Here is a 26,313-nt window from a genome sequence, read left to right as displayed (position 1 = left end):
GGCCAGCCGGGCGTCCGTCCGCCGGAGCCTCCCAGGGGCGCCGTGTCCTTGCCCACCCCCGGGTGGTGCCTGTATGGGGAAGGCCGTTACCGCGCCGGCAGCGTGTCTGTCGTGCCTACCTCTTGGAGTCTGTGTGAACGCGCGTGCCGAGTCCTTGCCGACAGTCGCGTCCGACCTGATCTCCCTCACCAAGCCGCGCCTCTCCACCCTGGTGCTCGTCACCGCGGCGGGCGGCATGTGGCTGGCGCCCGGCCACCTGGGCGCCGTCAACGCGCTGGTGACGCTGCTGGCCACGGCGGGAACCGTGGGCGCGGCCAATGCCCTCAACTGCTACTGGGAGCGGCACAGCGACCAGTTCATGGACCGCACCCGCAACCGGCCGCTGCCCTCCGGGCGCATGGAGCCGGCGGTGGCGCTGTGGTTCGGCATCTCCCTGGCGGCCGTGTCGCTTCCGGCGCTGGCCCTGGGCGCCAACGTGCTCACCGCCGCGCTGGGCCTGGTGGCGCTGCTGAGCTACGTGCTGGCCTACACGCCGCTGAAGGCGCGCACGTCCGCGGCCATGCTGGTGGGCGCGGTGCCCGGCGCGCTGCCTCCGCTCATGGGCTGGACGGCGGTGACCCACCAGCTGGACGCGGGGGGCTTCTCGCTCTTCGCCATCATGTTCCTGTGGCAGATGCCGCACTTCATCGCCATCGCGCTCTTCCGCAAGGAGGAGTACCGGGCGGCGGGCCTCAAGTCGGTGCCGCTGGAGCGGGGTGACGAGTCCAGCCGCGCGCAGGTGGTGCTCTACCTGGTGGCGCTGATTCCGATGACGCTCCTGCCCTTCCAGCTCCACATCGCCGGCGCGTGGTACCTGGCCGCGGCGGTGCTCCTGGGCCTGGGCTTCCTCGGCCTGGGGGCGTGGGGCTTCTTCCGGCGGCTGGGAAACACCTGGGCCCGCCAGACGTTCTTCTTCTCACTCATCTACGTCACTGGCCTGTTCGCCGCGCTGGCGCTGGACCGAGTTCCTCGCGAATAGCGTCCGGGGCGCACGGGGGACGCCCGCTCATGCCCGAAGTCCTGGTTTCCACTGCCACCTCTCAACCGCTGCTCCAGCTGGAGGGGCTCACGCGCCGCTTCAAGGGGCGCACGGCCGTGGACGGCCTGTCCCTGTCGGTGCGCCCGGGGGAGATTCTGGGCCTGCTGGGCCCCAACGGCGCGGGCAAGTCCACCACGTTCCAGGTGCTGGCCGGGCTGCTGTCGCCCGACGCGGGGCTCGTCCGCTTCGAGGGACGGGAGCTGTCGCTGAGCGACCCGTCGCTGCGCCGGCAGATGGGCATCATCTTCCAGCGCAGCAGCCTGGATGACCTGCTGACCGCGCGGGAGAACCTGCTGCTCGGCGCCCGGCTGTATGGCCTGGGCGGAGAGCGGGCCCGCGAGCGGGTGGAGGCGATGCTGTCGCTCATCGGCCTGGCCGACCGAGGCGACGAGCGGGTGTCCACGTGGTCCGGGGGCATGCGCCGGCGCCTGGAGCTGGCGCGGGCCCTGGTGCACCAGCCGCGCGTGCTGCTCATGGACGAGCCCACGCAGGGCCTGGACGAGGCGGCCTTCCGCGCCTTCTGGGCGCACCTGAAGCGGCTGCGCGACAGCGAGGGCCTCACGGTGCTGCTCACCACGCACCGCGCGGACGAGGCCGACGTCTGCGACCGGCTGGCGGTGCTGGACGCGGGCAAGCTGGTGGCGTGTGACACGCCGCGGGCGCTGGCCTCGCGCATGGGCGGAGACATCCTCTCCGTGGAGGCGCCCGAGCCGGAGGCGCTGGCGGCCGAGCTGCGCGAGCGCCTGAAGCTGGACGCGAAGGTGGTGGAGGGCCGGGTGCAGGTGGAGGCGCCGCAGGGCCACGCGCTGGTGCCCCGGCTGGTGGAGGCCTTCCCCGCCGGGCGGCTGACCTCCGTGGCGCTGCGCCGGCCCACGCTGGCGGACGTGTTCCTCCAATTGACGGGGCGCGCGCTGGGCGCGGACGTGCCCACCGCAGACCCCGCGCCGAGGAGACGTCGATGAGCGCCGAGCTGTCCGCCGCCCCCGAACCGATGAACGCCGGGGCTCCGGCCGTGTCGTCTCCGCCCGGAGCGCTCGCGCTCCAGTGGGCGACGGTGCGGGTTTTGATGATGCGCGACATCGTCCGCTTCTTCCGCCAGCCCTCCCGGGTGGTGGGGGCGCTCGCGCAGCCCGTCCTCTTCTGGTTCGTCATCGGCTCCGGCTTCGCGGGCTCCTTCCGCGTGGAGGGGGCGCAGGGCCTGGGCTACCAGCAGTTCTTCTTCCCGGGCGTCGTCACCATGGTGCTGCTGTTCAGCGCCATCTTCGCGACGATTACCGTCATCGAGGACCGCAAGGAGGGCTTCCTCCAGGCGGTGCTCGCCGGGCCGGGCTCGCGGCTGGCGGTGGTGCTGGGCAAGTCGCTGGGCTCGTCCGCCATCGCGTTGCTGCAGGCGTCGCTGTTCCTGCTGCTGGCGCCGCTGGCGGGGGTGAGCGCGGCCACGCTGAACGTGCCATTGCTGCTGGCCGTCATGGTGCTGACGGCGCTGGCGCTGACGGGCATGGGCATGTCGCTGGCGTGGTGGGTGCGCTCCAGTGCGGGCTACCACGCGGTGATGAGCATCGCCCTGCTGCCCATGTGGGTGCTGTCCGGCGCCGTGTTCCCGCTCAAGGGCGCGGACACCTGGCTGGCCTGGGTGATGCGGCTCAACCCGATGCGCTACTCCGTGGAGGGCGTGCGGCGGGCGCTGTACGGCGCGGAGGCGTCGGTGGCGCTGGGCGCGTCGTCGTCCTCGGCGGGGCTGGAAGTGCCGGTGCTGGTGGCGTTCGCCGCGGTGTTCGTCGGGCTGGCGGCCTTCAGCGTGAGCCGCCGGGAGTAGACCGCAGCCGTTCGCGGTGTCCCGGTGGGTTGGACATGCGCTGCCCCTTTCGCTACGAGGTGGGCAGACGCATCACCTGACTTCCCGAGGAGATTGCACGATGACGCTGCGCACGCTCGGCCTGACGCTGCTGGGGACCGCGGGGCTGCTGTCCCTTTCTGCCTGCAAGAAGGAGGAGCCGGCCTCCGCGCCGCCCGTCGCCGCGCCCGCGGCGAAGAAGGAGCCGCACGCCGCCTCGCCCATCCAGGCGCCGGAAGGTGCCGCCGCCGCGCCCGGGGCTCCAGCGGGCAAGGGCGTGGTGAAGGGTACGGTGAAGTTCACCGGCACGCCGCCCGAGGCCGCCGACATCCCCGCGAGCAATGACCCGGCGTGTGAGGGCATGGCGACGAAGGATGCGTCGGTCGTGGTGAAGGACGGCAACCTCCAGAACGTGCTGGTGCGCGTGAAGGGCCAGGTGCCCGGCGCGCCTCCCGCGCCCGCCACGCCGGTGGTGGTGGACCAGTCGAAGTGCACCTACGTTCCGCGCGTGCAGGGCGCGATGGCGGGGCAGCAGGTGGCGTTCAAGAACAGCGACGGCACGCTGCACAACGTGCGCGGCATCGTGGGCACCAGGCCCGCGTTCAACGTCGCGCAGCCGCCGTCCGGCGCCCCGGTGGAGCGGCCGTTGCCCGCGGACGCGGACGTGCTGAAGCTCAAGTGTGACGTGCACCCGTGGATGTCCGCCTTCGTCGTCAGCAATGAGAATCCGTACTTCGTGACGACGGGCGCGGACGGTGCATTCGCAATCGAAGGCCTGCCCGCGGGCACGTACACGGTGGAGGCCTGGCACGAGACGCTGGGCACGAAGACGGCCGAAGTCACGGTGAAGGACGACGCGCCGGCCGAGGCCGCGTTCTCCTTCTCCACGGAGGACGCGTCCGCGCGGAAGTGACGGAAGGCGCTACGCGGCGGGGCGGCTCTCTGACTCCGGAGGGCCGTTCTTCCGCACGGTGAAGCCTACCCGTGCGCCGCCGCCGGGGCGGTTCTCCGCGAAGACGTCTCCGCCGTGGGCGTGCGCGATGCGCTGGACCAGGGCCAGCCCCAGGCCCAGGGAGCCCGCCTCGCGCGCCTCGGTGCCGTGGTCCTTCCGGTAGAAGGGCCGGAAGATGCGCTCGTCCTCGCCGGGCTGAAGCCCGGGGCCCCGGTCATCCACGCAGAAGGCCAGGTGCTCGCCTCGCTCCTGGATGCGCAGGGCCTCGGCGCCAGTGCCGTGCTTGCGCGCATTCTCCAGGAGGTTGGCCAGGGCGCGGCCCAGCAGCGTCGCGTCTCCCACGAGCCCCGCGTGCTCCACCTCCACGTCCAGCAGGGCGTTCGCCAGGCCCGCGCGCTCCAGGGCCTGCGTGGCCAGCGCCTGGCCATCGAGGACCCGCGGGGTGAGCTGGCCGAAGTCCAGCCGGGAGCTGGCCAGCAGCTCACCCACCAGCGCATCCAGCTCCACCACCTCTCGGTCCACCTGGTCCAGCGTCTTCGGGTTGCCGCCTCCGTCGCGGAGCAGCTCCGTCAGCACGCGCATCCGGGCCAGCGGGGTGCGCAGCTCATGGGACACGGCGGCGAGCAGCTCGCGCTGGTCCGCCACCTGCTTCTCGATGCGCCCCGCCATGTCATTGAAGGCATCCGCCAGCACGGCGAACTCCCCCGTGACGTGCGGCGCGATGTCCGCGCGCGAGTCCAGCCGGCCCGAGCCCAGCGCACGCGTGGCCCGCACCAGCTCATCCATGGGCCGCGCGAGCCGCCGCGCGAGCTTCCCCGCGGCCAGCCACAGCACCATGCACGACAGCACCAGGGGCAGCACCATCCGCAGGGGGCTCTTCGGACGGAAGCTGGCGTAGCACGCGCGCACCGAGCCCAGGGTGATGCCATCGCGAATCACGGGCAGGTTGAACTCGGGCCTCCGGCACGGCTCCTCGGTCCGCGCCAGCACCGCGCCGGATGCGTCCCGCAGCTCCACGCCCACCTGCAAGTCCTTCTCGATGGACGCCACCAGCGCGTCCCGCCGGGCGGGCTCGTCCCAGACCTCCTCGAAGCGGTGGCCCACGAAGGTGCGCACGCGCTCGCCTTCCTGTTTCCAGGTGCCTCCGCCCACCAGGCTCATCACCGTGGCCACCACGGCGCCGGTGGCGAGGATGGACAGGCCGAACCACATGAACAGGCGCCGGTGCAGCCGGGCGCGCACGAAGCTGCCCAGCCGGCCCATGTGCCAGTAGCGGTGCGGCGGATGCCGGTGTCCCCAGGGGCTGCAATCATGCGCGTCGCCCCACGCGCCCCAGCCGCGCTTGTGGCCCCAGGGCCCGCCGCGCTTCACGGGCCCTCCTTGGCGAACACGTAGCCCACGCCGCGCACCGTCTTGATGAGGCGGGTGCCCACGTCACCGAGCTTCTGCCGCAGATGGGAGATGTGCACGTCCACGGTGCGCTCGCCCACCACCGTGTCACTGCGGCCCGCCTCGCCCAGCAAAGCGTCGCGCGGAATGACGCGTCCGGCCCTGCGCACCAGCGCGACGAGCAAGTCGAACTCCAGGCCCGTCAACTCCACGGCGCGCTCCTCCACGCGCACCTCGCGCCCGGCCACGTCGATGGACACGCCGCCCGACTCCAGCCGGTCCGCCACCACCGAGGGCTGCGAGCGGCGGAGCACGGCCCGCAGCCGCGCCAGCAGCTCGCGGGGACTGAAGGGCTTGGGGAGGTAGTCGTCCGCGCCCAGCTCCAGGCCCACCACGCGGTCCGTTTCGTCGCCCTTCGCGGTGAGCATGATGACGGGGATGCGGCTCTTGCCGCGGATGCGCTTGCAGACCTCCAGGCCGTCCATGCCGGGCATCATCACGTCGAGCAGCACCGCGTCGAAGGCGCTGGCCTCCAGCGCCGCCAGCCCCCGGCCGCCATCCGCCGCGTGGGTGACGCTGAGGCCGTTCTGCCCGAGGTACTGCTCGAGCAGCTCGTACATCCGGGTGTCATCGTCGATGAGCAGGACGCGCGTGGACATGAACCGCCTTCTACTTCAGGGGGAGGCCGTGTGGATGGACACGCGGGTCGCCGGCGGGGGAGTCACCCCTCGCTGGCCGGAAGGCTCCCACCTGCCGTGGGGGCTCCAGCCGTGCTCCCAGGCGCCGTGGTGACAGTGGCGCAGGTGATGGCGGTGGCGGGCCACGCTGGCGAAGCCGGAGGCATAGCCTCCGACGGTGCCCAGGGCGAGCAGGACGATAAGCAGACGGCGGCGCATGGAATCGCTCCTTCAAGGACGACGAAGAGGGGTGTCGGTTCGGGGCTCACACGCCACGCGCGTCATCGCGTCCCCAGGGGCTGTCCCCGTGGCGATGGCCGCCGCCGTGGCCGAAGGCGCCGCCTCGCCAGCCGCCGTGGCCGCAGCAGCGGCGATGCCAGCCGCCAGGGCCTCCGTGCCAGCCATGGGCGGAGCCGAAGCCGTGCTCGAGGAGGTCCGCGAGCTCGCGGCGCTGCCGCGAGTCCAGCGCTTCATGGACCTGGGCGAGCGAGCCCTGCACCGTGCGGCGCACGTTGTCGATGGCGACATCGTGGCGGGCGAAGAGCTCACGCAGCGCGGCGCCGTCGAAGTGCTCACCGCGCAGCGCGGTGGCCAGGGCGGTGCGGCTGGGGCCTACCTCGTCACGCGCCTTGGCGAAGGACTCCAGGACCTCGTCGGCGGCCTTGAGGAGGACCTTCTCCTGGCCGGGCGACGTGTCCAGCCGCTCGAAGAGCCAGCGGAGGCGACCGCGTGAGCTCCAGCGGCCTCCGCGGTGGTGCCCGTGGCGCCCGCCACGGACCGTGTAGATGAGCCCGGCGAGGCAGGCGGTTCCGAAGAAAAACCCGAACATGGTTCCACGCTCCCAATGTGGCCGTCCCCTGAGGGGTCGGCGCTGGTGGTGACGAGCGGGAAGGTAGAGGGCGGGTATGAAGGCCACGCCCGCGCGCGGTGAAGAAGTGTGAAGGCGGCCTCAGGGGAAGGGTGGGGGAGTGAGGGGACGACGACGGCTCGCGGCCCTGGCGGGATGCGCGGGGGCGCGTGGAGTGTCGGCTGGCGGACGGCTGCCCGCCCGGAAGGCGGTTGCCCGGTGGACAGGAGGCGCCAGGAAGTCTGTCGTTAGGAGGCCGGGGCGGCGTCCGCTCCGCACACGTCGATCGGGCAGCCCTTGGCGGCGGCCTCGAAGCAGAAGGAAGAAGGTCACATGGCAATCGGTACCGTGAAGTGGTTCAACGACGCCAAGGGGTTCGGCTTCATCGCGCAGGACAACGGTGAGGACGTGTTCTGCCACCACTCCGCCATCAACATGGATGGCTTCCGCACCCTCCAGGAGGGGCAGCAGGTGGAGTTCGAGGTCACGCGTGGCCCCAAGGGCCTGCAGGCGCAGAACGTCCGCGCCGTCTGAAGCACCCGCAGGCCACCCTGGAGTGTGCCCGAGGCCCGGTCTCCCAGCAGGGAGGCGGGGCCTTCGCATGTCTGGCCCCTGGTGCGCCGGGCTGGCGGTCCGTGCTGGGTGCTCGTCGGCACCTGGAGGCCTTCCTTACCTTCTCGGCAGACGCGCGGCACATCCGCCGCCATCCAACGGAGACGAAGGCATGGGCGACACCAGCGTGAAGAAGGTGGAGAGTCGGCACTCTCCCAAGGGCGAGATGGGGCAGAAGTACCTGGCGTCTGGCGTCCGCCTGGCGATGCGGCTGTGGGAGGACGAACCGCCTGGAGAGCCGGCGCCCGCCACCATGAGGGACTACGAAACGGTGGGCTTCGTCCTGAAGGGCCGCGCGGAGCTGCACCTCGAGGGACAGGTCATCCTGCTCAACCCGGGTGACTCGTGGTTGGTGCCGCGTGGCTCCAGCCACACGTACAAGGTGCTGGAGACCTTCTCCGCCGTGGAAGCCACGAGTCCGCCCGCGGCCGTGCACGGCCGGGATGAAGGGAAGGACGCGGGGACGAAACCGCCCGCGAAGGCGTGAGGTGCGTTTCAAGGCTCGGCGCGTTCATCTGTGGGCGCTGGTGCTCATTCCGCCTGCGTTGGGTTCGGGGCCTTCTGGACGGTGCAGGCGTATCTGGACGCGTGTCCTGCTTCGGGCCGGCAGACCAGCAGCGGTGACGTCGGTGCGTTCTCTGGGAGAGGGCGCCGGGTGCCGGTGAAGGTGCAACGGGCCTGGTCGGGGGTTCGCCAATGGCACTGGTCCGCGGAGAGCGCTTCTGGTGGCTCCCACTTCGACACGCACTTCTTGTTTTCTGCGCACGGCTCGCTGGACACGGACTCGCGCTGGACCACGGCGGGAATGAAAGGGAGCTTCCCCGTGGTGAGCCAGACCCACTCCGCATCATCCAGTGAGGGCATCGGACGGGTGCGGGAGCAGCGCCAGATCAACCTGGGGTCCTTGGGTTCTGCGTAGATGAGATACACCGCGTCGCCCTGGTACCGGACACGGCAATCGCCACCGCCACCCTGGGGGAGCTTGAACTTCTCGCCCGTGACGACGGGGCCCTTGATGACCTCCAGGACCTCGACGTCCACCGTTCCCAGGTAGGGACCCCTGGGGACCGGAATGACGCGAGCCCGGTAGATGGCGCTCGCGCGCTCACGCGCCACCTTGAGGTCATGGTGAAGGTTACCCCCGCCCGCGACGCAAACACATGCCTCCGCTGTCGTCGGCCACAGGCAGAGCGCGATTGCCGCGACGAGTATCGTGGAGAGGGCTCTCATGACCGTCAGTCTACCGATGTCTGCCGTTGCCGGAAGCACGTTGCGCGGTCTTCAAGGGGCAACCGAGGCCACTCCAAGGAGAAGCGCGAGTCGAGGCCTCATTCCAGGCAGCCTATCAAATCGGGTTCAGCGGATCTTCCAGGTGACCTGACCCAGACAATGGGCGCATCCGCATTCCCCGATGCCATGCGAGCCGTTCAGACACGTTGGGGCTCGCCAGAGGCCCGCTCGAAGGACGCGGTGGCGAACCCCAGCTCTACTTCCGCCCGCCAGACCACGCCATGTTCATGTACTTCGTCCCGCCGTCCAGTTCATCCAGCATCTGGTCGAGCCGCTTCTGCCGCGTCGCCTCGAGCCTGGCCCGCGCAATCCATCCGAGATAGTCGTTCTGCTGGTACGGAGGCCTCGCTTTGTAGGCCTCCATGAGCCCGCGCTTCACCAGCGCTGCCCGGACACTCGCGGGCATCGGCTGGATGGCGCGCTTGAGCGTCGGGTGCTTCGTGGTGGCCATGGTCATGTCTCCCCGTGAATCACCGAGCCCCCAGCTTCACCGGTGCCAGGCGCTCGAACATGAGCGAGGGCTCTCCCTTGTAGCTCCCCTGTCCCGTCTGCCGGAAGCCGCACTTGCCGGCGACGCGGATGGACGCCGCATTCTCGGGCGCGATGATGCACACCACGCGCTCAGGGCTGAGCCGGGCATCCGCCCAGGCCAGGGCCGCGCGGACCGCCTCGGTGGCGTACCCCTTGCCATGGAACCCGGGGGCGAGCACCCAGCCTGCCTCGGGCCCGGCGCCCAGGGGCGGCTGCATGTCGCGGTGGAAGTCGCCCAGGCCCACCTCGCCCACGAGGCGACCCGTCGCCTTCTCACGCACCACCCAGAAGCCAAAGCCCAGCAGGTCCCAATGGCCCACGTAACGCAGGAGCCGCGACCACATCTCTTCGCGTGTGGACGGCTTGCCGCTGATGTAGCGCACCACCGCGGAGTCACTCCACATCGCGAGGCACTCCTCGTAGTCCTCGAGGCTGTGACCCTTCATCACGAGGCGCTCGGTCTCAACGGTGGGGATGGTCGCTGCGGGCACGGATGCTCCTCCTGGGGGCTGGTGCCGCGCCTTCCACACGATGTGGTGGCGCGACGTTGGAACGCTCGGCTGATTTCCGGATGGGCATGTTCGCTGGAGGCCGCCAGCGTCAGGCCCGCTGTCGCGGCACTCTGCACGCGGCATGGCCCATGATGACGTCGCCGTCGACGGTGCTCGTCGGCGTCGGCGCCCAGCCGGATGCAAGCCGGGCGTCGAGGAGTTCATCTGCGCTGGGTCGGTGGTCCCACACGGAGACCGAAGTGACTCCGCCCAGTCAAGTCGTGTCGAAGACCAGGTAGCTGCCTTCCATCCACGGCATCACCACGTCGTGGGTGAACTCGTCCTGGACGATGACCTCCGTGACATCGCGCGGCGGTGAGCTCGCGAAGCCCCAGCGCACCACGTCCTGGAGCAGCGTGAGGGACGCCAGCTCCTTTTCCAGGGCGGAGCGCGCTTCCTGGGGCAGCGAAGTCCGGTCGGTCAGCGGAACCATGGTGTCAGCCTACCTCGGAATCGAAGCGTCGGGACGTCACACCGGGGCGGTCGCGGCGCATGATAAAGCGGTTTTTCTAGTTTTGCATGAAATGACGTCTCCATGCTGTCACACTCGGCGTCCCTCTCAACGGAAGGTGAGTCATGCGCTGGAGTCTCCGCACCCTGACGGAAGCCCTGTGCTTCCTATCCTTGTCACTCGCTGTTCCCGCCCAGGCGCAAGCGACCAACGTCGCCCTTGGAAAGCCTTCATCGGCGTCTTCGATACACGCCATCGGCTATCCCACGCAGTTTGGGCCGGAGAAGGCCTTCAACGGCATCATCAACACGTCGGACCGTTGGTCCTCGGCGGTCTCGCCCCTTCCCTCGAATCCTGAGTGGATTGAGGTGGACCTTCAGGCCGTGCATGGCGTGCAGAGCATCACCCTGTACGTCAGCCGGGATAGCAATTACGGGCGGATGGTCGACTTCGACGTGATGTCCCGGACGAGCAACACCGCGAGCCATCAGGTCGTCCCGGGTGGCGCCATCACCGGGAACACCGAGAACGTCCGGACGCTCACCTTCGCGCAACCCGTGAATGCCCGGTACGTGCGGCTTCAGTGCAAGCTCGCGATGAATGACAACCTGTGCCGCGTCCGTGAGATTCAGGTCTTCGGCTCCGTGCTCTCGAACCAGCCTCCCTGGGTCTTCGCGGGCAACGAAACGACCATTGCGCTGCCCGCCAGCTCGGTGCCGCTCCAGGGCTCGGCCAGCGATGGCGATGGCACCGTCACCCACTACCTCTGGGACCAGGTCTCGGGGCCGTCTCCGGCCACGCTGACGGGCGCCACCTCGCCCTCGGCCACCGCCAGCAACCTGGTCGCGGGGGTGTACGTCTTCCGGCTCACCGCCACGGACAATCAGGGGGCGACCGGCTCGGACATCGTGCGCGTCATCGTTCACCCGGAGAGCGCGCCACCGGACCCGCGCGCGGGGAAGCTGCACGTGTGGAATCGCGGCGGGCGTTATGACACCGCCGTCTTCCTGCCCAAGGACTACGGCACCAGGCCCGGCAAGAAGTATCCCCTCGTGCTCTCCCTGCATGGCCGAGGCGGCTCCACGCTCAACGGAGACCACACCCAGGTGGGCGCGAATCCAGAGGGCTTCATCCGGCAGCTCACGCCCGGCAAGCCGCTGGTCGACACGTTCCCTGGCGTCGTCATCGCGCCCAACGGCCCTCGCGTGGGCGCCCCGCTGGACACCTGGTGGCAGGTGGACGCCACGCACACCCTCGTCCAGCAGGCGCTGAGCGAGTACGAAATCGACCCGGACCGGGTGACGATGACGGGCTTGTCCTCGGGCGGGAGCGGAGTGAATGATCAGATGAAGAAGTATCGCTCGACGTATGCCGGGGGGATGCCCATTGCCTACTTCCCGCCCACGCCCGCGGACGTGTGCGAGCTCGATGACTTCCCCATGTGGGCCTCTGGCAATGCGGACGATGGCACCTTCTCCGTCCACCGGTGGACCAATGCCACCACGGGGTTCCAGACGCTGCTGCGGCAGTGCCCTGGTTACAGCGGCGAGTTCCTCCTCACCGTGAATCCCAGCGGCGGGCACAGCGGCTGGGATTCGTTCTGGAGCCGCTCCGACGCGCAGAACTGGCTCGTGAGCCAGCAGCGCAAGGCGCCTTGACGCGGCCGTGAGCGGGGCTCAGAACTGCACGGTCGCGGTGTAGGCGAAGTGGTCGGAGCCGTACTTCTCCAGGCGCTCGGCGGGGCCGGTGCCGATGCCCAGGCTGACGTATATCTGGTCAATGGGCACGCCAGCGACGCCCGCCGTGCGCAGGTGATTCATCCCGGGGATGTCCTGCGACAGCTGGCGGTTGAAGTCTCCCAGCAGGACGACTGGGAGGCCTCGGCCGCGGAGCTCGGCGACGACCTCGCGCACCACGGTGTTGTGGGTGCGCCAGCGCTCCTGACGGTCCGGATGACTGCCGTTCCACGCGCCGGAGATGTAGTGGGTGTTGATGAACGCCAGCTTCGCTCCGGTCGTCTTGTGCTTCAGGACGACCCAGTTCACGAAGCGCGCGGGCGTCTCCCCCGCCGAACCTCCGTGCGTCATCCGAGAGCCATCACCCGTCTTCTCGAACTTGTTCTTGCGCCAGGAGATGGCGATGGAGTTCCGCGCGGCCACCCGCTCCGCGCCCGGCCGGAAGTGGCTGTAGTTCTCGAGCGTCTCGAGCTTGTTGTGCGCTACCGCGTTCTCCACCTCCTGCCAGCCGATGATGTCCGCCAGCGGCCTGAAGGTCGCCTGCCCACGCAGGGTGTTGTGGGTCGCGACGGTGACGGTCGTGGCCGCGAGCGCCTCCGTCTCGGACGCGTTGTCGGGGAGAATCCCCAGGGTGACCAACAGGCCGAGAACCGCCGACGACAAGAGCTTGAGCATGCTTCCCTCGAATCGGGCGCCGGGTGAGTCCCGACGAACCGAGGGAAGTTAGCAAGTCGTGTAATTCATTGAAATGTCGTGACATCGCGCCAAGGAGGCGTCAGTCCCGCTCCATCAACGCGCGCAGCACGCGCTCTGCCGTGGCGGGGAGCTGTCGGACCTGCGCTCCGGTGGCATGCCGGATGGCGTTGCAGATGGCGGGGGCCACGCCCACCAGGCCCACCTCGCCAACGCCTTTGGCTCCGAACGGCCCTGGACCGAAGGGTTGCTCCAGCAGCACGGCGTGGAGGGCCACGGGCACGTCCAGCACGCCGGGGACCTTGTAGTCCCCCATGGTGGGATTGACGAGCTGGCCCTCGTTCCACACCAGCTCCTCGGTCAACGCGTAGCCCAGGCCCTGGACGAAGCCACCCTGGACCTGTCCCTCCGTCGCCGCGGGGTTGATGACCCGGCCCACGTCGTGGACGCTCCACGCCTCCAGCACCTCGACGTGGCCTGTCAGTTCGTCCACCTCGACCTCGGCCACCTGCGCCGCGAACACGAAGAAGCCGTTGCCCATGAAGGGCAGCCCTTCGACCTGGGTCCGGTTCGTGTCGAGCTGCCACGCGGGATACAGGTAGCGGGCGGACGCGATGATGGGCCCGCCTTCGACGTAGAGCGCGCGCCCGGCGATGGCGGCGAAGGAGACCGACGTTCCGGGCTCGTCCCGGACGCCGACGAAGCCGCCGGGCCTCAGCTCCAAGCGCGGCACCGGACGCTGGAGCAGCGCGCTGGCGTGCGCGAAGAGCTGCGCACGCACCTGCTCGCAGGCCTGGGTGATGACGCGGCCCACGGTGAAGGTCGTCCGCGTGCCCCCGCTGCACCAGTCATACGGAGACGTGTCCGTGTCCGGGCGGCTGAAGTTGAGCTGCTCCATGGACAGCCCCAGCGCGCCCGCCGCGACCTGCGTGAGGGCCACGTCGGAGCCCTGGCCCGTGTCCACCGCACCGGTGTTCACGGTGACGGTGCCGTCCTCGTTGAGCCGAACGGTGGCGCTCGAGCCCAGCAGGCCAGACACATGGCTCACCGCCGCCACGCCGATGCCCCGCTGCTTTCCAGGGGCCGTGGGTGTCCGCTCCCGCCGTCGGGCCCAGTCCGAGACGTCCCGGGCCCGCTCCAGACAGGCCCGCAGCGTCCCGCTCTCCACCGGCGCGCCGCCCAGCCACTTCTCGCCCGTCTCCAGTGCGTTGCGGAGCCGTAGCGCGATGGGGTCCATCCCCAAGGCCTCGGCGAGCCGGTCCACCTGCACTTCACTGGCGAAGTGGATCTGCGGATTGCCGAAGCCGCGGAACGCTCCTGCGCGGAGCTTGTTGGTGTAGACGCACCAGCACTCCACGTCGACATGGGGAATCCGGTACGGCCCGCGCGCGAAGTAGCTGCCGATGTTCGCCACGAAGGGGCCGTCATCCGCGTAGGCCCCGGTGTCGAAGTGGATCCGCACCTGCCGGGCGAGGATGCGGCCGTCCCGCGTTGCCCCCGTGCGCATGAAGATGCGGGCGCCATGGCGCGAGCGCATCATCTTCATGTCGTCCGTGCGTGAGAAGGTCAGCCGGACCGGTGCGCCAGCCGCCATCGCCAGCGCCGCGGTGATGGGCTGGTTGGTGGATTCCACCTTGCCGCCGAACGCGCCTCCCACGCGCGGCACCAGCACGCGCACGCGGGACATGGGCATGCCCAGCGCCTCCGCGGTGACGGCCTGGACCCGGAACCCGGACTGGGTGGACGTGTGGAGGGTGATTTTCCCACTGTCGGGGTCCACCTCCGCGAGCGTCGAGCACGGCTCCAGGTAGATGTGCTGCTGCGCGGGCGTCTCGTACACGTCCTCGACGACGACGTGACACCGCGCCCACACCGAGTCCGGCGTGCCCTCGACCAGCCGGATGTACGACGCGGCGTTGGGATGACCGGGGCCTCGCGGCGCATGCAGCACGGGCGCGTCCGGGCGCAGCGCTTCCTCCGCGTCGAACACGGCGGGAAGGACCTCGTACTGGATGTCGATGAGCCCGAGCGCCCTGCGCGCCGTCGGGAGGTCGACCGCGGCGACGGCGGCCACGGGCTCGCCTGCGTAGCGCACCTTGCCTCGCGCGAGCACTGGCTGGTCCTTGATGGCGGGCCCGATGTCGTGAGCAGGCAGGTCCTCCGCCGTGAGCACGGCGCGCACGCCCGGCAAGGCCCGCGCGCGCGAGGTGTCATAGGACAGGATGCGCGCGTGGGGATGCGGGCTGCCCAGCAGGGCGCCATGCAGCATGCCGGGGACGCACAGGTCCTCCGTGTAGACAGCGCGCCCCGTCACCTTCTCGCGTGCATCCGGCTTCGGTACGGATTGTCCCAGGACTTCGCCCACGGGGCGCGGCGCTGGCTCCGGCCTGACGTCGTCGCTCACGGCCGACCTCCCACCGAGGCAATCGCCTCCACGACGCGCGTGTAGCCGGAGCACCGGCAGACGTTGCTGCCGAGCGCCTGGCGGACCTCGTCCACGGATGGGGACGGGTTCAGCTCCAGCAGCGCCTTCGCGGCCAGGACGATGCCAGACATGCAGAAGCCGCACTGCACCGCGCCGTGCCGGACCAGCGCCTGCTGAACGGGGTGGAGCTCAGGGCCGTTCCTGACGCCCTCGATGGTGGTGATGGCGCGGCCGGGCAGCGTCACCGCGAGCGACAGGCAGGAGAGCACGGGCAGGCCTTCCACCAGCACGGTGCAGGCACCACAGCTCCCCTCGTCACATCCGCGCCGGGTTCCCGTGGCGCGGACGTCCTCGCGCAGCACGTCCAGCAAGGTTCGTTCTGGGGAGAGGGTGAGCGCGTGCTCCGCGCCGTTGATGGTGAGTGAGATGGAGACCGTTTCAGACATGGGCGCGCTCCCGGGCCTGCGAGAGGGCGCGGCCGAGCAGACGCGGAATCAACATGCGCCGGTACTCCGCCGAGCCGCGAACATCGTCGATGGGCGCCGCGGCCTGGGCGAGCAGGCCTCCCGCAGCGGCCACGTCCTCCGCCTCCAGCCGCGTCCCGATGAGCCGCTGGTCCGCTGCGTCAAGGTGGAGCGGCACGGGCGCGCAGGAGCCCACGACCACGCGCACCTGCTGGCACGTGTCGCCCTCCATGTCGAGCACCAGCGAAACAGACACCGTGGGGTAGTCGGCGGCCACGCGGCTGAAGCGCAGGTGGTGCCCCACGGCTCCGGTCGCGCCTCGTGGGAGGAAGACGCGGGTGACGAACTCACCCCGTTGCAGGGCCGTGCGGTGGCTGTCCACGAACAGTGACTCAACGGGCACGGCTCGCCGGCCATGGGCGCCCGCGACCTCCGCGAGCGCCGAGGCCGCGACCAGCGCCACGGGCAGCTCCGTCCGTGGGTCTGCCAGCCCGATGGAGCCGCCCAGGGTGGCCATGTTGCGGATGGCCGGATGCGCGAGCTGCCGCGCCGCGCCGCGCACGACCTCCATGGCCCCGTCCAGCCGCGTGTCGGCCGCGACCGTTCGGTGGGTGCACATGGCGCCCAGCCAGATGCCGTCCGAGGCCTCGGTGATGGTGAACAGCTCTGGAATGCGGTGGAGGCTGACCAGCATTCCGGGGGCGATGCGACCCGCGTTCATCATCGCCACCAGCGAGGCCCCGCCCGCGAGACATCGGGCATCCTCATGCGCGTTGAGGGCCAACAGCGCGGCCTCGACGGACTCTGGCTCCGCGTATCTCATTGCGTCACCCCCCAGGTCTCTTCACCGGGAGTCTAGCAAGGAACGCAGACGCCCGCCCGCCCGGTCGGGCAATCACTCTCGGCGCCTCCTCATCGGCTGGGCGCTGCCCGTGCGGGGAAGCGCGTCAGCTCGCTCTCAGGAAGTCACCCAGGCGCCCCGCAAGCCATTGCCGGAAGGCGTCCGTCGTTGGCGGACAATGGTGACAGTCCTTGATGAGTTCTTGGTAGGCGAGCGTGGGAAAGAGCACCCGCGCGCGGGTGAGCAGCTTCTCTCCGGGGAAGCTCACATCCCCATCTCCGGCCATGACGAGCGTGGGGGCCTTCAACCTCTCGAGTTCCTCCGGCTTCGCGAGCGCGGGCACCCGCATGTCCATGTTGCATGCGCGGACGGCGTCGCCGAGGAACGGCGCCCAGTCGTCATCCGTGGTCGTCAGCAGGTGTCGGACAAACGCCTTCAGGCGCCGCTCTGATGGGGACATCCGATAGAGCATCATCGGGAGGGCCACCTTCGTGAGCCCGTCCCAGTGAGAGCCATTCACCACGCCCGCGGGGAAGAGCAGGGCGAGCCTGTCGATGCGCTCGGGCGCGATGGCCGCGAGCCGGATGGACACGAAGCCGCCCCAGCTCACACCCACCACATGGGGACGTTGGAGCGCCAAACCATCCAGGACGTCTCGGAGCCACTCGCCATAGTCATTGTTCGCGACCGAGGGCCGCACATCCGCGCTCTTCACCGACTGGCCGACGACGTCCACCGCGTGAAGCCGGAATCGCTTCAGGAGGGGTGCCAGCTCGTGGAGCACGTGCGCGGAGCTCGCGAGCGCGCCGTGGAGGACGACCACGTTGGGCGCGGCCTCTGGACCGCCCACCAGCACATGCGTGTCACCGACGCGGGTCTGCACCGTCCGGCTCTCCGTGGGGACCCGCAGGCGCCCCCGGAAATGGTCGTGCCACCGGGAGAGTATGGCCTTCGCCTGCTCACCCTTGAATGCCGATTTCATCGGGTCATCATCGCAGGTGCTGTCCTGAAGTCTGCAAGCAGTTGCACAGGTGCGCACCCCTGCGCGCGGCTTCAGGGGCACCGTTGGAGGACTGCCCCCCGCGGGACCACGTCACGTCGGAGCGCGCCCCCTCGGGAATCCCTGGCCGAGCCCGTGTGCGCGGTGTGGAGCGGGTGCGCTGCGCACCCGCTGCTCGTCCAGAGGGAAGGACCACGATGGCGACAAGGACTCGCGTGAGGGCGGAAGGCACTGCGAAGCGGCGGTGGCACCCGCGTAGCGGACGCGCCACGACGCCACTGTCAGGAGCGGACCCGCCCAGGCTCCCGTCCTCAGAGGGAAGGGGGCTGCGCACCGCTCTTGCAGTGACAGCGCGGCTCACCGGTGAAGGAGGTTCCCATGCGATGGATGCGCACGTTGACGTTGGGTGTGGTGGCGATGTCGGGCGGCTGTTCCGAGAGCAAGGTGGAGGAGGACCTGGACATCGTCCTGAGTGGGCGGCTCGTTGACGAGGCTGGCGCGCCGCTCTCGGACACGCAGTTGAAGCTCTACCGCAGCGCGAACTCCTCGTGCGCGTTCGCTGCCTTCTCGGCGAGCTGGAGGTCGGTGAAGACCCGCGCCGATGGCACCTTCGAGCTCGACCTGCTGGGGGCGGATACCCGCAACGGGAGCATCGCGCGTTGCTTCGTGGCCCGCTCGCCCGAGCAGTCCCAGGGCAGGAGCGTTTCGGCCTTCTTCCTCATCCAGCAGGCGGAGGTCGCGCTGCCCGTCTTCCAGGAGTGGACCGGCACGCTGGCGGCCACCGCGGAGGCGCAGGGGGTGAGCGTGGGCTTCAGTCCGCTGTCCGCCACCCACGGTGCCGGGAGCGATGAACACGTGCTGTACCTCCACCCGTCGGGCGCCAGGGAGGCCTGGCAGGTGCTCAAGGTCTCCTCGCCGGTCCTCCTGAGCGACTACGTCCTCGAGGACGCGGAGGGGCTCAAGGCCTCCATCACGACCGCGCGCGAGGCGAATGCGGGGGGCGTGACGGTCGGCATCACCTATTCCAGTGATGACGTTGTCCTGCCTCGCCGTGCCCTCGTCCCAGCAAGCCGTGGCGCGGCGTGCACCTACGTGAACGCCGAGACGCCCTGTCCCATCACCAACGGCGACCTCGGTGAGCTGGTGCTCTTCCAGGAGGGAGTCCGGGAGGTCGCCGTGCAGCTCTCGCGGCCGGTGGTTCCGCGCAAGGCCGTGCTGCGCAACTTCGGGGTGTCGGGCACCATGAGCGAGCTGGTGCTGGAGGGAAGCGCGGACGGCGCCGAGTGGATGCCCCTGGCCAACCTGCTCGACGGCGCCGGGGTGCAGTCCTTCATGGAAGTGGACCTCACGGGCACGACACCTGTGTCGCAGGTCCGTGTGCGGGCAACTCCGCAAGAGACGACGGGAGCGTTGCGCTCGCTGGGGCAGCTCTCACTCTTCGAATAGCCAGACGCTCGTCGCGATGACGGAGACCTGCACCAGTCCGGATGTCAGTCATGCAAGGCGAGGACCGCCCGGGCCGCTTTCCCCGGAGTACCGCGCTCGTGGGCGGACCTTGCCTCCACGCAGCAACCATCTCCCGTCTCGATGAGGGAATCAGGGCGTCAGGCCGCTTGAGTCATGGCCCCCATGCTCGTGGGAGGCCTTTCTCGCGAGGTCCACGATGCCGTCCGTGTTGCGTCCATCCCTGGTGCTGCTCTCCTCCTGCGTCCTGTTGCTGTCCACGCTCTCCGCCTGCGATGACGCTGACTCCACTCCTGATGCAGGCCCCTGGCTTCCCGAGGACTCGGGGACGACCGACTCCGGCACTCCCGATGCGGGCGCGGAGGCGCCGTGGGATGGCGGCTACACCGTGCTGGAGGAACACGGTGACTGGATTGACCGGGGCCGCTTCTCGCCATGCGAGTTCAATCAGCAAGGAGACCCCACCACCCTCCGGTGTGATGACCTGTCGCGCTACGACCTCTCAGAGTGCTCACCGGAGGCGCTCGCCCAGGTGGCGCCGCACGGCGTCTACCTGGTGGACATGCGAGGTGAGCGCCTGCTGGCTGACGGAGGGACCCAGATTGTCCCCGACTTCACCAGCTACCAGCTCTTCTCCGACGGAGGGACGGACACGCTCAACGGCCAGCCGCTGCTGACGCGGAGCACGGACGGCGGGAGCTTCTTCGTCGTTGGCAGCCGCACCAGTCCGTTCAACGGGGCCGTCACTGTCACCGCGCTCGCCGGCTGTCAGGTGCCCTCACCCGGCATCATCACGGGCTGCTACGCCCGTTGCACCAACGGCAGGTTCAGCCGGGCCGGCACCTTTGAAGCCCAGCGCATGCCCTCGCAGCGAGGCGAGGGCGAGTCCTCCGGCGGGCTGCGCCTCATCTCCGAGTCCCCCGTCGCACTGGGGGATGCCGTGGACGTCTATGTCACGAAGAACCACGCCTACGTCGTCTCCATCAATGACTTCGCTGGCACCAAGAACGGCGGGCTCACCGTCTTCGACGTGAGTGACAGGGCGCACCCCCTCTTCAAGGTTTCCATCAGCCTGCCGGGGGACTCGAGCTGGAACGGGGTGTGGGCCAAGGAAGATGCCCTCTACATCGCCGGCAACAGCGCGGGCGTCGTCGTCTATGACATCTCCAACCCCTCACAGCCGGAGTACGTGCGCCACCTGCCCGCGGGGCAGTACGGGGCGCACACCGTGCTGGTGGATGGAAACCGGCTCTATGCCATGTCGCCCGGCGAGGTGACCTTCGTGCATGACGTCACCTCGCCGCTGGAGCCCGTGCTGCGCCAGCGCATCACCGTGCCGTCCGAGTTCTCCGTGGGGGGCGCACACGACGCCTTCGCCTACGAGGGCCGGCTCTACGTCAGCAACGCCTTTGGTGGTTACTCCATCATGGACGTCAGCGACCTCGACAACGTGCGGCACCTGGGTCAGTACGTGCACGGCTTCAACGCCTACGCGCACCACAGCGCCGTGGGCACCTTCGCCGGGCGCACCATCGCCTTCGAGGGCACTGAATTCAACGGCGCCCACCTGCGCGTGTTGGACGTCACGGACCCGGCGAACATCGCCAAGATTGGCGAGTTCCGTCTCAGCCCCGTCACGTCCATCCACAACCTGATTCTGAAGGGCCACCTGCTCTACATCGCCTGGTACCACGAGGGCGTGCGCGTGCTGGATGTGTCCAACCCCACGAAGCCGCGCCAGGTGGCGCACTACAACACCTTCCGAGAGAGCGACCCCGGCCGCACGGACAACCTTTTCGAGGGCACCTTCGGCATCCGAGTGCCCGGCGACGGGTACGTGTACGCCGCCGACTCCGTGCGCGGCCTGCTCATCCTCAACGAACTCTGAGCGGCGGTGCCGCACGCCGAGCGGGGAAACAGCAGGGGGGGGAGGGCGAGGCGCCTCCTGCTGTTGCCCTGTCGCTGGAGCGGCTGCGTGGGGCTGCCGCGCCTCAGCGGCCCGCGGCCCTGGCGCGCTTCGACTTCGGCGCTCCGCTGGGGCCGTGAAGCAGTCACGGCGAGCCCGGCGCCCAGGCCCACCAAGAGGACTCCCGCGCCGAGCGCGGTACGACGAGATGGCATTCAACCTGGCATCCGACTCAAGACAGGCCGCCGCGTGCCTTCCCGGCCGTCTTCTGGACAGGGGCCGTGGACCGGGGCAGAGGTGTGCATACCGATGGCCTCCCGTCCGCCCTCCGCCCGTGGCTCCTCCCCCCGGACGCAGAAGACGAAGCAGCTCCCCGCCGGCGCCCGGCGCGCCGTGGGGAAGGCTCCCAGTCCGGGCTGGGGCCGCTGGCTGTTTGTCGGGTGGCTGCTGTTCGTCGTCTGGCTCAGCGTGGAGTACGCGCGGCTGCCCGACGTCCGCGCGCTGCGGACGCAGAACCCGCGCACCACCGCGCTCATCACGCAGCGGGCCGAGGAGGCGCTGGCGGCGGGGAAGGAGCCCCGCGTGCGCCATGCCTGGGTGCCGCTGGGGGCGGTGGCGCCGCACGCGGTGGACGCCGTGCTGAGCTCCGAGGACGCGCGCTTCTACAAGCACGAGGGTGTGGATTGGATAGAGGTGGAGAACGCCCTCGAGCAGTCCGTGCGAAAGGCACGCCTGGGTCGCGGCGCGTCCACGCTCACCCAGCAACTGGCCAAGAACCTCTACCTCTCCACGGACCGCAGCCTGCTGCGCAAGGCCAAGGAGTTGCTGCTCGCCCGCCAGTTGGAAACCCATCTGTCCAAGCAGCACATCCTTACGTTGTATGTGAATGTGGTGGAGTGGGGAGAGGGCGTGTATGGCATCGAGGCCGCGGCGCGCGAGCACTTCGGCACCTCGGCGCGGGCGCTCACGGTGGCACAGGGCGCGATGCTCGCGGGCATGTTGCCCGCTCCACGGCGCTGGTTGCCCGCCCAGAAGCCCGAGACCCTGCGTATCCGGGCTGGCGCCATCATCGGGAGGCTGGAGCGCGAGGGCCGCATCACCGCGGCGCAAGCCCGCGAGGCCCAGGCCGAGCTCTCGCGCTTCTTCGGCGAGACGTCCGTGCCCGGCTCCGTGGTGGAGGCCATTTCCCGACTGTCCTCGGAGAGCTGAGCCGCGGGCCCCCTGGCTCTGATAGAGGGGCGAGGCTGTCAAACCTCTCTCTGGAGTCTTCGCATGTCCCGGATTTCTCGTCACGCGCTCGTGCTCGCCCTGCTGCTGACTTCCACCTCCGCCCTCGCGGGAGCGCAGTGGGTGCAGGCGCGGACGGTGCTCAACACGTGTGGCTACTTCAGCACCTCGCAGGCGGAAGTCACCCTCACGTACCGCAATGATGACCTGCCTTGGGGAACCCGCGTGTTCCTCATCTACGGCTGGGGCGGAACCTCCGGCAGCCCCAGCACGTTCGACTGGGCTCCGGCGCCGCAGACGGTCGAAGTCCCGGCCGTGGCGCCGTACCACTGGGGCACGAAGGTGACGGGCGTCATCCGGGCGCGGTCGTCCACGCAGTACACGAGCATCAACTACGTCTGGAAGGTGGTCCTCCCGGATGGCCATGAGTTCTACGAGAAGGGCAATGACTCCACCTACGGCTACTACGCCGCGGACTTCTCGCAGGTGCCAATGCCTTGCACGAACATCTCCGGGAGCTTCATCGGTACCCCGACGCCGCTGACCATCACCACGGTCGTCAAGGACTGACGGCGCTCCGAAGGCTGCACCCGGCGCCGCAGGCAGGAGGGCTCCCTGCCCGCGGCCGTCTCTCAGCGCCGCGGACCGGGCCCCCGCGCGCCGCTGACGTCGACCCGGGTCACTCGGGCCGTCTTTTCCAGGTTGAGGTCGAGCACGTCGCTGATCGCCGTCATCTCGGCTCCAGTGCACGGGTCCAGGCGCCGGTAGGGGCTACGACGGGCGCTTTAAGTGATAGCGTGCCCGCCACCATGTCGAATCTGGACGAAATGCAGTCCGTGCTGCACCGCGACGTCGGTGCCATGCCGCCGTCCCTGAAGGGTCAGGTGCCACGGCTTCGCGACCTCCTGGCCGACGCGAGGGGCGCAGCACTGGAAGCGCTGTTCACACGCGCGAATCAGGCCGAGGGTGAGTTGCTGGAGGCGGCGGCATGGCTGTGGGCCCGGACGCTCCAGGCGCCTGATTCCGTAGAGCAGCTTGAATCGCTGGAGGTGGAGGAGGGCGAGGTGCGTCTGGTCCCGGGCGGGCTCCAGGTGGAGAAGGACGTGCTGAACCGCGGAATCCTCATTGTCGCGGGGGACGTGGAGGTAGGGGGCGAGTTCGGTGACGGGGACGTGGGGAGCGCCGCGGTCATTGCCGGCTCGCTCCGCTGCAAGGTCGCGAATGTCCAGGGGGTGCTTCGTGTGCGCGGTGCACTCGAGGCCTCCCAGCTTGTCTTCGCCAACAACGACCCGGAGCCGCTCGTGGTACGCGGAGGGCTCCGAGCTCCGTTGACGGTCCTTCAGCTCGGGCGCTCGCTCGACGTGAAGTCCGTGGACGGACTCGTGGTGGAAGAGGAAGTCACGCCCGCGCAGCTCGTGGGATTGAAGCGGTTGCTCCCGGCCTCGGTGTTGCTCGAAGTCGAGCTGGAGGACGAGGACGACGATGATGTGAGCATTCCGCTGGACGAGGTGCTGGACGTGGACGCGCTGTATGCCGCCGCGCAGGAGGGGTCGCTCATCTCTCCGTAGCGGGAGGGGCGAGCGACAGCCTTTGGCGCTGGCGGCTCAGGCCAGGCGATGACGCCGAAGGAAGGCGTGCGCCTTTGCAAGAAGGGCAGGGTCCGCGTCCTTCAGCCACGTCGAGAGGCTCTTTTCGCCGCGCTTGTCCGCGGGCCTGACCAACAGGGCACCGGCCAAGGCCACGACGCGGTCCTCGCCCGTGCCGTCCTCGAGGACGCGTTTGAAGTGCGGGAGAAAGGGCGTGTTCTTGAAGGAGCCCAGGGCCGCGATGAAGCGCGCGTCGCGACGGACGCGGGTCCTCCACCGGCTGCGAAATCGGCTCGCGGTGCTTCCGTAGGCCGCATCGACGGAGGGGTCCGTCTCCAGCCGCGTGAGATAGCTCGCTTGCCCGAAGGCACGGACGAATCGGGTGGCTTCCGCGTCCTGTGTGGGCGCGCAGAACGCGCGGATGAGAAATGCGGTGGCCTTGGCTGAGTCTTTACTCACGTGTGTCAGGATGTCAGCAGGCGCGGCTTTGCTCAACATCGACGATGGGGTGGGGCACGGCGATGCCGGCATCGAGGCGACGTGGCGCGAGCCCCAGCTACCTCGGCGTGTTGATGACCGTCAGCCGGTGGGGCTCCGGCGTCGCCCAGTTCTGGGGGGTGTTTCCAGACAGCGCAATCCCGTCGAGGACCACGTTGCTGTCGAAGAAGTAGAGCGCTCCGCCCTCCGGTGCCCTGTTGTCGCGGAACTCTCCGCCGCGGAACGTCCATTGGTTGCTGGCCGGGAGGTGCGCGGTGTTGACCGCCCCGCCCACGCCGCCGAACTGGGTACGCGGACCGGTGCACTCGTTTCCGTGGAAGATGTTCCCGGTGGCGACCCCCGAACTGGTCGGCGCAATCAGCATCAGCGCGCCGCCGAACGCGGGCGCCTTGTTGAAGCGGAACTCGTTGTGGTTCAGGTTCACGTTCGCGCGTGAGCCAATCCAAAGCGCGCCACCGGCGTTCTCGGAATAAGAGCCCTCCGCGCCCGCGCCGTTCTCGCCGTCGACCTTGTTGCCGTACTCCAAGATGCAGTGTTCGAGAAAGTCCTCCCCGGCGTCCGACGTCGCCGCCAGCCGCAGTCCGGCCCAGCCCTGGGTGGGATTGCTGGCCGTGAAGACAATGGGGCTGTCCGACGTGCCCTGCGCGGTGATTCGCCCATGCACGGCGAGCTTGTGGTGTCCCATGAAAATGAGCTGGACGCCGGGTTCGATGGTGAGCCGGCTCCCCGCGGGCACCGTCAGGTCACCGGTCACCTGATACGGCGAGCCCGCGCGCGTCAGGGTGCGCGTCGTGAGGCTTCCGGAGAGGTTCGTCCCTTCGGACGTGCTCACGGCGACCGTGGTGCTCGCGGTGGTGCTGCCGCGCTCGTTGGTCGCCGTGAGTGTGTACGTCGTCGTCGCTGTCGGGCGGACCTGCACCGAGCTTCCGCTCACCTCACCCACACCGTAATCGATGGAGAGGTCCTGCGCGCCGGTGACTTCCCAGGACAGCTCGGCGGGCACGCCCGGAGCGATGGTCGCGGGGGCTGCTTCGAAGCGCAGGATGTTGGGGCGGTCCGGGACTGGCTCCGGCGAGCTGCAGGCGGTGGCGACCGCGACAAGGGACGAGACGGCCAGGGCGAGACGACGCGAGTGGAGCATGCGCCCGTTCTACCTCAACCGGGGCGGCCCGTTGCGATTCCCCAGGAGCCGCGCTGTCATGTCGACAGCGACTGGGTTGCTTGGATGGATGAAAACATCCCAGCGCCAGAGGGTTCTCCTGGCGTGACTACATCCACGCCGCGTCACACTGGGGACATATCGTGGCGCGCTCATACGCCGCTCGCGGGCCCTCGAAGCCGCAGGTGTAGCAGGTCCGAAAAGGGTTCAAGGCCCGAGGTGCCCTGGCCGGCGTGGGCTCCGTGCCCCAACTGGGCGCCGCGCTGGCGGTGGGGAGGGCCATCCCGGGCTCCCAGACGAGCTCGCAGTGCAGGTCGGACAGGGGCTCCACGGGGCCGTCAACCACGGCCGCGATGAAGGCTGTCGGAAGCGTGGCCGCGGCGTGGCGCTTCACGGCCATGCTGCCCGGTGAAGCCTGGGGGCCTATCGCCACGTAGGTGCTGAGACTCAGGCCTCCAGACAGCATGCTGTTGAACAGTGATTCACCGAGGTCGACTCCCATGGAGACCTCGCCCGACACCGCCTTCATGTCGCTCTCCTTCGGAATCTCCAGGGTGTCGAAGAGCTTCCACGCGGGCCGCACGCGCCCGGCATCAGGGTGGAGATGCGACTCCACCTGGAAGTGGACCTCATCGAACTCCGGGGGCAGCTCGAGCGGGAGCCGCCACCGCACCACGCGGCCTCCCGCGAGCGGTGGCAGCGGGAACTGGCCCAGCATCCGCTGCGCGGGGCCCTGCTTCTGCCGGCCCATCACCCGCACGGTCGAAGGGGTGGCGGCGAGGGGCTCGAAGGCGGCCTGGAGCCACACGACGGCGGTGGCCTGCCCGAGCGGATCGCGGCTCACGGGCTCCGCGTGCAGGTGGACGGAGCCGAACTCTCGGGGTGTGCGTCCGACGTGGTCCAGGACATCCGCGTAGAAGTCATCCATGCCGCGCATCCTCGCTTCGTGTCCGCGGTCCTGATGATAGCTGTTCGGCCCCTGGTGTCTGCCGTCACCAGGGGCCGTGCCTCGCTCGCGGGGCGCCTCCTTCCAACTCCTTGAAACCACAGGGGTGCATTGGTCACGCTGTTCGACATGGGCATGGCATGTCGGCTGCAGTGG

At 69.4% G+C, this 26,313-nt stretch carries 28 protein-coding genes; 12 read left to right on the top strand and 16 right to left on the bottom strand.

Going from position 1 to position 26,313, the window contains the following annotated elements; all coding sequences use genetic code 11:
- Positions 1 to 133: 133 nt before the first annotated feature.
- The 4 genes from cyoE (at position 134) to KGD87_RS16055 (ending at position 3,825) form a co-directional block, all read left to right on the top strand.
- Positions 134 to 1,018: a heme o synthase gene (cyoE, locus tag KGD87_RS16070; RefSeq protein WP_284668286.1), complete on the top strand. Its 885-nt coding sequence runs from the start codon at positions 134 to 136 to the stop codon at positions 1,016 to 1,018.
- A gap of 29 nt (positions 1,019 to 1,047) precedes the next feature.
- Positions 1,048 to 2,040, top strand: coding sequence for an ABC transporter ATP-binding protein (locus KGD87_RS16065; RefSeq protein WP_284668285.1), 993 nt, complete (start codon positions 1,048 to 1,050; stop codon positions 2,038 to 2,040).
- On the top strand, positions 2,037 to 2,894 hold the full coding sequence (locus KGD87_RS16060) for an ABC transporter permease (RefSeq protein WP_284668284.1): 858 nt from the start codon (positions 2,037 to 2,039) through the stop codon (positions 2,892 to 2,894). The genes KGD87_RS16065 and KGD87_RS16060 overlap by 4 nt, the downstream gene beginning before the upstream one ends.
- A 100-nt stretch (positions 2,895 to 2,994) precedes the next feature.
- Positions 2,995 to 3,825, top strand: coding sequence for a carboxypeptidase regulatory-like domain-containing protein (locus KGD87_RS16055; RefSeq protein WP_284668283.1), 831 nt, complete (start codon positions 2,995 to 2,997; stop codon positions 3,823 to 3,825).
- 9 nt (positions 3,826 to 3,834) lie between these two features.
- Here the strand turns inward: KGD87_RS16055 and KGD87_RS16050 are convergent, their stop codons facing one another.
- From KGD87_RS16050 to KGD87_RS16035, 4 genes are read right to left on the bottom strand one after another with little or no spacing between them, the layout of a single operon-like run.
- Entirely contained in the window at positions 3,835 to 5,235 is a 1,401-nt protein-coding gene (locus KGD87_RS16050) for a sensor histidine kinase (protein ID WP_284668282.1), read from the bottom strand.
- Positions 5,232 to 5,912, bottom strand: coding sequence for a response regulator transcription factor (locus KGD87_RS16045; protein ID WP_163785193.1), 681 nt, complete (start codon positions 5,910 to 5,912; stop codon positions 5,232 to 5,234). The genes KGD87_RS16050 and KGD87_RS16045 overlap by 4 nt, the downstream gene beginning before the upstream one ends.
- A gap of 15 nt (positions 5,913 to 5,927) precedes the next feature.
- Positions 5,928 to 6,149, bottom strand: coding sequence for a hypothetical protein (locus tag KGD87_RS16040; protein ID WP_140794422.1), 222 nt, complete (start codon positions 6,147 to 6,149; stop codon positions 5,928 to 5,930).
- A 46-nt stretch (positions 6,150 to 6,195) separates the two neighbouring features.
- Complete coding sequence (locus tag KGD87_RS16035; protein ID WP_284668281.1) at positions 6,196 to 6,759, bottom strand: periplasmic heavy metal sensor; 564 nt, start codon at positions 6,757 to 6,759, stop codon at positions 6,196 to 6,198.
- 351 nt (positions 6,760 to 7,110) lie between these two features.
- Here KGD87_RS16035 and KGD87_RS16030 point away from each other — a divergent pair, with 351 nt between their 5' ends.
- Together KGD87_RS16030 and KGD87_RS16025 are read left to right on the top strand one after the other, a co-directional pair.
- The gene (locus tag KGD87_RS16030; protein ID WP_163782507.1) at positions 7,111 to 7,311 is read left to right on the top strand and encodes a cold-shock protein; all 201 of its coding nucleotides are present in this window, start codon (positions 7,111 to 7,113) and stop codon (positions 7,309 to 7,311) included.
- 190 nt (positions 7,312 to 7,501) lie between these two features.
- Positions 7,502 to 7,876: a cupin domain-containing protein gene (locus tag KGD87_RS16025; protein WP_163782506.1), complete on the top strand. Its 375-nt coding sequence runs from the start codon at positions 7,502 to 7,504 to the stop codon at positions 7,874 to 7,876.
- A 44-nt stretch (positions 7,877 to 7,920) separates the two neighbouring features.
- Here the strand turns inward: KGD87_RS16025 and KGD87_RS16020 are convergent, their stop codons facing one another.
- From KGD87_RS16020 to KGD87_RS16005, 4 genes are all read right to left on the bottom strand, one after another.
- On the bottom strand, positions 7,921 to 8,505 hold the full coding sequence (locus KGD87_RS16020) for a hypothetical protein (protein ID WP_284668280.1): 585 nt from the start codon (positions 8,503 to 8,505) through the stop codon (positions 7,921 to 7,923).
- Between the two features lie 370 nt (positions 8,506 to 8,875).
- Positions 8,876 to 9,130: a YdeI/OmpD-associated family protein gene (locus KGD87_RS16015; RefSeq protein ID WP_284668279.1), complete on the bottom strand. Its 255-nt coding sequence runs from the start codon at positions 9,128 to 9,130 to the stop codon at positions 8,876 to 8,878.
- Between the two features lie 19 nt (positions 9,131 to 9,149).
- On the bottom strand, positions 9,150 to 9,701 hold the full coding sequence (locus KGD87_RS16010) for a GNAT family N-acetyltransferase (RefSeq protein WP_284668278.1): 552 nt from the start codon (positions 9,699 to 9,701) through the stop codon (positions 9,150 to 9,152).
- Positions 9,702 to 9,975: 274 nt separating this feature from the next.
- On the bottom strand, positions 9,976 to 10,194 hold the full coding sequence (locus KGD87_RS16005; RefSeq protein WP_284668277.1) for a hypothetical protein: 219 nt from the start codon (positions 10,192 to 10,194) through the stop codon (positions 9,976 to 9,978).
- Between the two features lie 143 nt (positions 10,195 to 10,337).
- Between KGD87_RS16005 and KGD87_RS16000 the strand changes: the two genes are divergently transcribed.
- Positions 10,338 to 11,870: a PKD domain-containing protein gene (locus tag KGD87_RS16000; RefSeq protein ID WP_284668276.1), complete on the top strand. Its 1,533-nt coding sequence runs from the start codon at positions 10,338 to 10,340 to the stop codon at positions 11,868 to 11,870.
- Positions 11,871 to 11,888: 18 nt separating this feature from the next.
- On the opposite strand, the gene KGD87_RS15995 is transcribed toward KGD87_RS16000, so the two are convergent.
- From KGD87_RS15995 to KGD87_RS15975, 5 genes are all read right to left on the bottom strand, one after another.
- Positions 11,889 to 12,623 (bottom strand): endonuclease/exonuclease/phosphatase family protein, encoded by a 735-nt coding sequence (locus KGD87_RS15995; RefSeq protein WP_284668275.1) that lies wholly within the window; start codon positions 12,621 to 12,623, stop codon positions 11,889 to 11,891.
- Positions 12,624 to 12,723: 100 nt separating this feature from the next.
- Positions 12,724 to 15,045, bottom strand: coding sequence for a xanthine dehydrogenase family protein molybdopterin-binding subunit (locus KGD87_RS15990; protein WP_284668274.1), 2,322 nt, complete (start codon positions 15,043 to 15,045; stop codon positions 12,724 to 12,726).
- Positions 15,042 to 15,512, bottom strand: a complete 471-nt coding sequence (locus KGD87_RS15985; protein ID WP_284668273.1) for a (2Fe-2S)-binding protein — start codon at positions 15,510 to 15,512, stop codon at positions 15,042 to 15,044. Before KGD87_RS15985 ends, KGD87_RS15990 begins: the two co-directional genes overlap by 4 nt.
- On the bottom strand, positions 15,505 to 16,353 hold the full coding sequence (locus tag KGD87_RS15980) for an FAD binding domain-containing protein (protein WP_284668272.1): 849 nt from the start codon (positions 16,351 to 16,353) through the stop codon (positions 15,505 to 15,507). Before KGD87_RS15980 ends, KGD87_RS15985 begins: the two co-directional genes overlap by 8 nt.
- A gap of 124 nt (positions 16,354 to 16,477) precedes the next feature.
- A complete protein-coding gene (locus KGD87_RS15975; protein WP_284668271.1) occupies positions 16,478 to 17,353 on the bottom strand; it encodes an alpha/beta fold hydrolase in 876 nt (291 codons plus the stop codon).
- Positions 17,354 to 17,749: 396 nt separating this feature from the next.
- On the opposite strand from KGD87_RS15975, the gene KGD87_RS15970 reads away from it, so the two are divergent.
- The 5 genes from KGD87_RS15970 (at position 17,750) to KGD87_RS15950 (ending at position 23,536) form a co-directional block, all read left to right on the top strand.
- On the top strand, positions 17,750 to 18,817 hold the full coding sequence (locus tag KGD87_RS15970; protein ID WP_284668270.1) for a hypothetical protein: 1,068 nt from the start codon (positions 17,750 to 17,752) through the stop codon (positions 18,815 to 18,817).
- Between the two features lie 217 nt (positions 18,818 to 19,034).
- Positions 19,035 to 20,723, top strand: a complete 1,689-nt coding sequence (locus KGD87_RS15965; protein ID WP_284668269.1) for a hypothetical protein — start codon at positions 19,035 to 19,037, stop codon at positions 20,721 to 20,723.
- Between the two features lie 327 nt (positions 20,724 to 21,050).
- On the top strand, positions 21,051 to 21,950 hold the full coding sequence (mtgA, locus tag KGD87_RS15960; RefSeq protein ID WP_284668268.1) for a monofunctional biosynthetic peptidoglycan transglycosylase: 900 nt from the start codon (positions 21,051 to 21,053) through the stop codon (positions 21,948 to 21,950).
- Between the two features lie 63 nt (positions 21,951 to 22,013).
- The gene (locus KGD87_RS15955) at positions 22,014 to 22,538 is read left to right on the top strand and encodes a hypothetical protein (RefSeq protein ID WP_284668267.1); all 525 of its coding nucleotides are present in this window, start codon (positions 22,014 to 22,016) and stop codon (positions 22,536 to 22,538) included.
- Between the two features lie 239 nt (positions 22,539 to 22,777).
- Positions 22,778 to 23,536, top strand: a complete 759-nt coding sequence (locus KGD87_RS15950; RefSeq protein ID WP_284668266.1) for a hypothetical protein — start codon at positions 22,778 to 22,780, stop codon at positions 23,534 to 23,536.
- 36 nt (positions 23,537 to 23,572) lie between these two features.
- Here KGD87_RS15950 and KGD87_RS15945 read toward each other — a convergent pair whose 3' ends face one another.
- The 3 genes from KGD87_RS15945 to KGD87_RS15935 all read right to left on the bottom strand — a co-directional run bounded on the left by KGD87_RS15945 (position 23,573) and on the right by KGD87_RS15935 (position 26,139).
- Positions 23,573 to 24,085 (bottom strand): hypothetical protein, encoded by a 513-nt coding sequence (locus KGD87_RS15945; protein ID WP_284668265.1) that lies wholly within the window; start codon positions 24,083 to 24,085, stop codon positions 23,573 to 23,575.
- 25 nt (positions 24,086 to 24,110) lie between these two features.
- Positions 24,111 to 25,193, bottom strand: a complete 1,083-nt coding sequence (locus KGD87_RS15940) for a beta-helix domain-containing protein (RefSeq protein WP_284668264.1) — start codon at positions 25,191 to 25,193, stop codon at positions 24,111 to 24,113.
- A gap of 127 nt (positions 25,194 to 25,320) precedes the next feature.
- Positions 25,321 to 26,139 (bottom strand): hypothetical protein, encoded by an 819-nt coding sequence (locus KGD87_RS15935; protein ID WP_284668263.1) that lies wholly within the window; start codon positions 26,137 to 26,139, stop codon positions 25,321 to 25,323.
- Positions 26,140 to 26,313: the final 174 nt, after the last annotated feature.

The sequence above is a fragment of the Myxococcus sp. SDU36 genome (assembly GCF_030168875.1).
In the GTDB taxonomy this organism is placed as follows: Bacteria; Myxococcota; Myxococcia; order Myxococcales; family Myxococcaceae; genus Myxococcus; species Myxococcus vastator.
The sequence above is the reverse complement of the archived record's forward strand: the minus strand, read 5'-3'. Positions and strand labels throughout refer to the sequence as shown.

Excerpts from the sequence above, each read along its gene's own strand:
- KGD87_RS15985 (WP_284668273.1), bottom strand. The coding sequence starts at position 15,512 with ATGTCTGAAACGGTCTCCATCTCACTCACCATCAACGGCGCGGAGCAC.
- KGD87_RS15965 (WP_284668269.1), top strand. The coding sequence starts at position 19,035 with ATGCCGTCCGTGTTGCGTCCATCCCTGGTGCTGCTCTCCTCCTGCGTC.
- KGD87_RS15950 (WP_284668266.1), top strand. The coding sequence starts at position 22,778 with ATGTCGAATCTGGACGAAATGCAGTCCGTGCTGCACCGCGACGTCGGT.
- KGD87_RS15970 (WP_284668270.1), top strand. The coding sequence starts at position 17,750 with ATGCGATGGATGCGCACGTTGACGTTGGGTGTGGTGGCGATGTCGGGC.
- KGD87_RS15935 (WP_284668263.1), bottom strand. The coding sequence starts at position 26,139 with ATGGATGACTTCTACGCGGATGTCCTGGACCACGTCGGACGCACACCC.
- KGD87_RS15980 (WP_284668272.1), bottom strand. The coding sequence starts at position 16,353 with ATGAGATACGCGGAGCCAGAGTCCGTCGAGGCCGCGCTGTTGGCCCTC.
- KGD87_RS15975 (WP_284668271.1), bottom strand. The coding sequence starts at position 17,353 with ATGAAATCGGCATTCAAGGGTGAGCAGGCGAAGGCCATACTCTCCCGG.
- KGD87_RS16045 (WP_163785193.1), bottom strand. The coding sequence starts at position 5,912 with ATGTCCACGCGCGTCCTGCTCATCGACGATGACACCCGGATGTACGAG.
- KGD87_RS16065 (WP_284668285.1), top strand. The coding sequence starts at position 1,048 with ATGCCCGAAGTCCTGGTTTCCACTGCCACCTCTCAACCGCTGCTCCAG.
- KGD87_RS16005 (WP_284668277.1), bottom strand. The coding sequence starts at position 10,194 with ATGGTTCCGCTGACCGACCGGACTTCGCTGCCCCAGGAAGCGCGCTCC.
- KGD87_RS16055 (WP_284668283.1), top strand. The coding sequence starts at position 2,995 with ATGACGCTGCGCACGCTCGGCCTGACGCTGCTGGGGACCGCGGGGCTG.
- KGD87_RS16000 (WP_284668276.1), top strand. The coding sequence starts at position 10,338 with ATGCGCTGGAGTCTCCGCACCCTGACGGAAGCCCTGTGCTTCCTATCC.
- KGD87_RS16035 (WP_284668281.1), bottom strand. The coding sequence starts at position 6,759 with ATGTTCGGGTTTTTCTTCGGAACCGCCTGCCTCGCCGGGCTCATCTAC.
- KGD87_RS16060 (WP_284668284.1), top strand. The coding sequence starts at position 2,037 with ATGAGCGCCGAGCTGTCCGCCGCCCCCGAACCGATGAACGCCGGGGCT.
- KGD87_RS15945 (WP_284668265.1), bottom strand. The coding sequence starts at position 24,085 with ATGCCGGCATCGCCGTGCCCCACCCCATCGTCGATGTTGAGCAAAGCC.
- KGD87_RS16015 (WP_284668279.1), bottom strand. The coding sequence starts at position 9,130 with ATGGCCACCACGAAGCACCCGACGCTCAAGCGCGCCATCCAGCCGATG.
- KGD87_RS15995 (WP_284668275.1), bottom strand. The coding sequence starts at position 12,623 with ATGCTCAAGCTCTTGTCGTCGGCGGTTCTCGGCCTGTTGGTCACCCTG.
- KGD87_RS16040 (WP_140794422.1), bottom strand. The coding sequence starts at position 6,149 with ATGCGCCGCCGTCTGCTTATCGTCCTGCTCGCCCTGGGCACCGTCGGA.
- mtgA (WP_284668268.1), top strand. The coding sequence starts at position 21,051 with ATGGCCTCCCGTCCGCCCTCCGCCCGTGGCTCCTCCCCCCGGACGCAG.
- KGD87_RS15955 (WP_284668267.1), top strand. The coding sequence starts at position 22,014 with ATGTCCCGGATTTCTCGTCACGCGCTCGTGCTCGCCCTGCTGCTGACT.
- KGD87_RS16025 (WP_163782506.1), top strand. The coding sequence starts at position 7,502 with ATGGGCGACACCAGCGTGAAGAAGGTGGAGAGTCGGCACTCTCCCAAG.
- KGD87_RS15940 (WP_284668264.1), bottom strand. The coding sequence starts at position 25,193 with ATGCTCCACTCGCGTCGTCTCGCCCTGGCCGTCTCGTCCCTTGTCGCG.
- KGD87_RS16030 (WP_163782507.1), top strand. The coding sequence starts at position 7,111 with ATGGCAATCGGTACCGTGAAGTGGTTCAACGACGCCAAGGGGTTCGGC.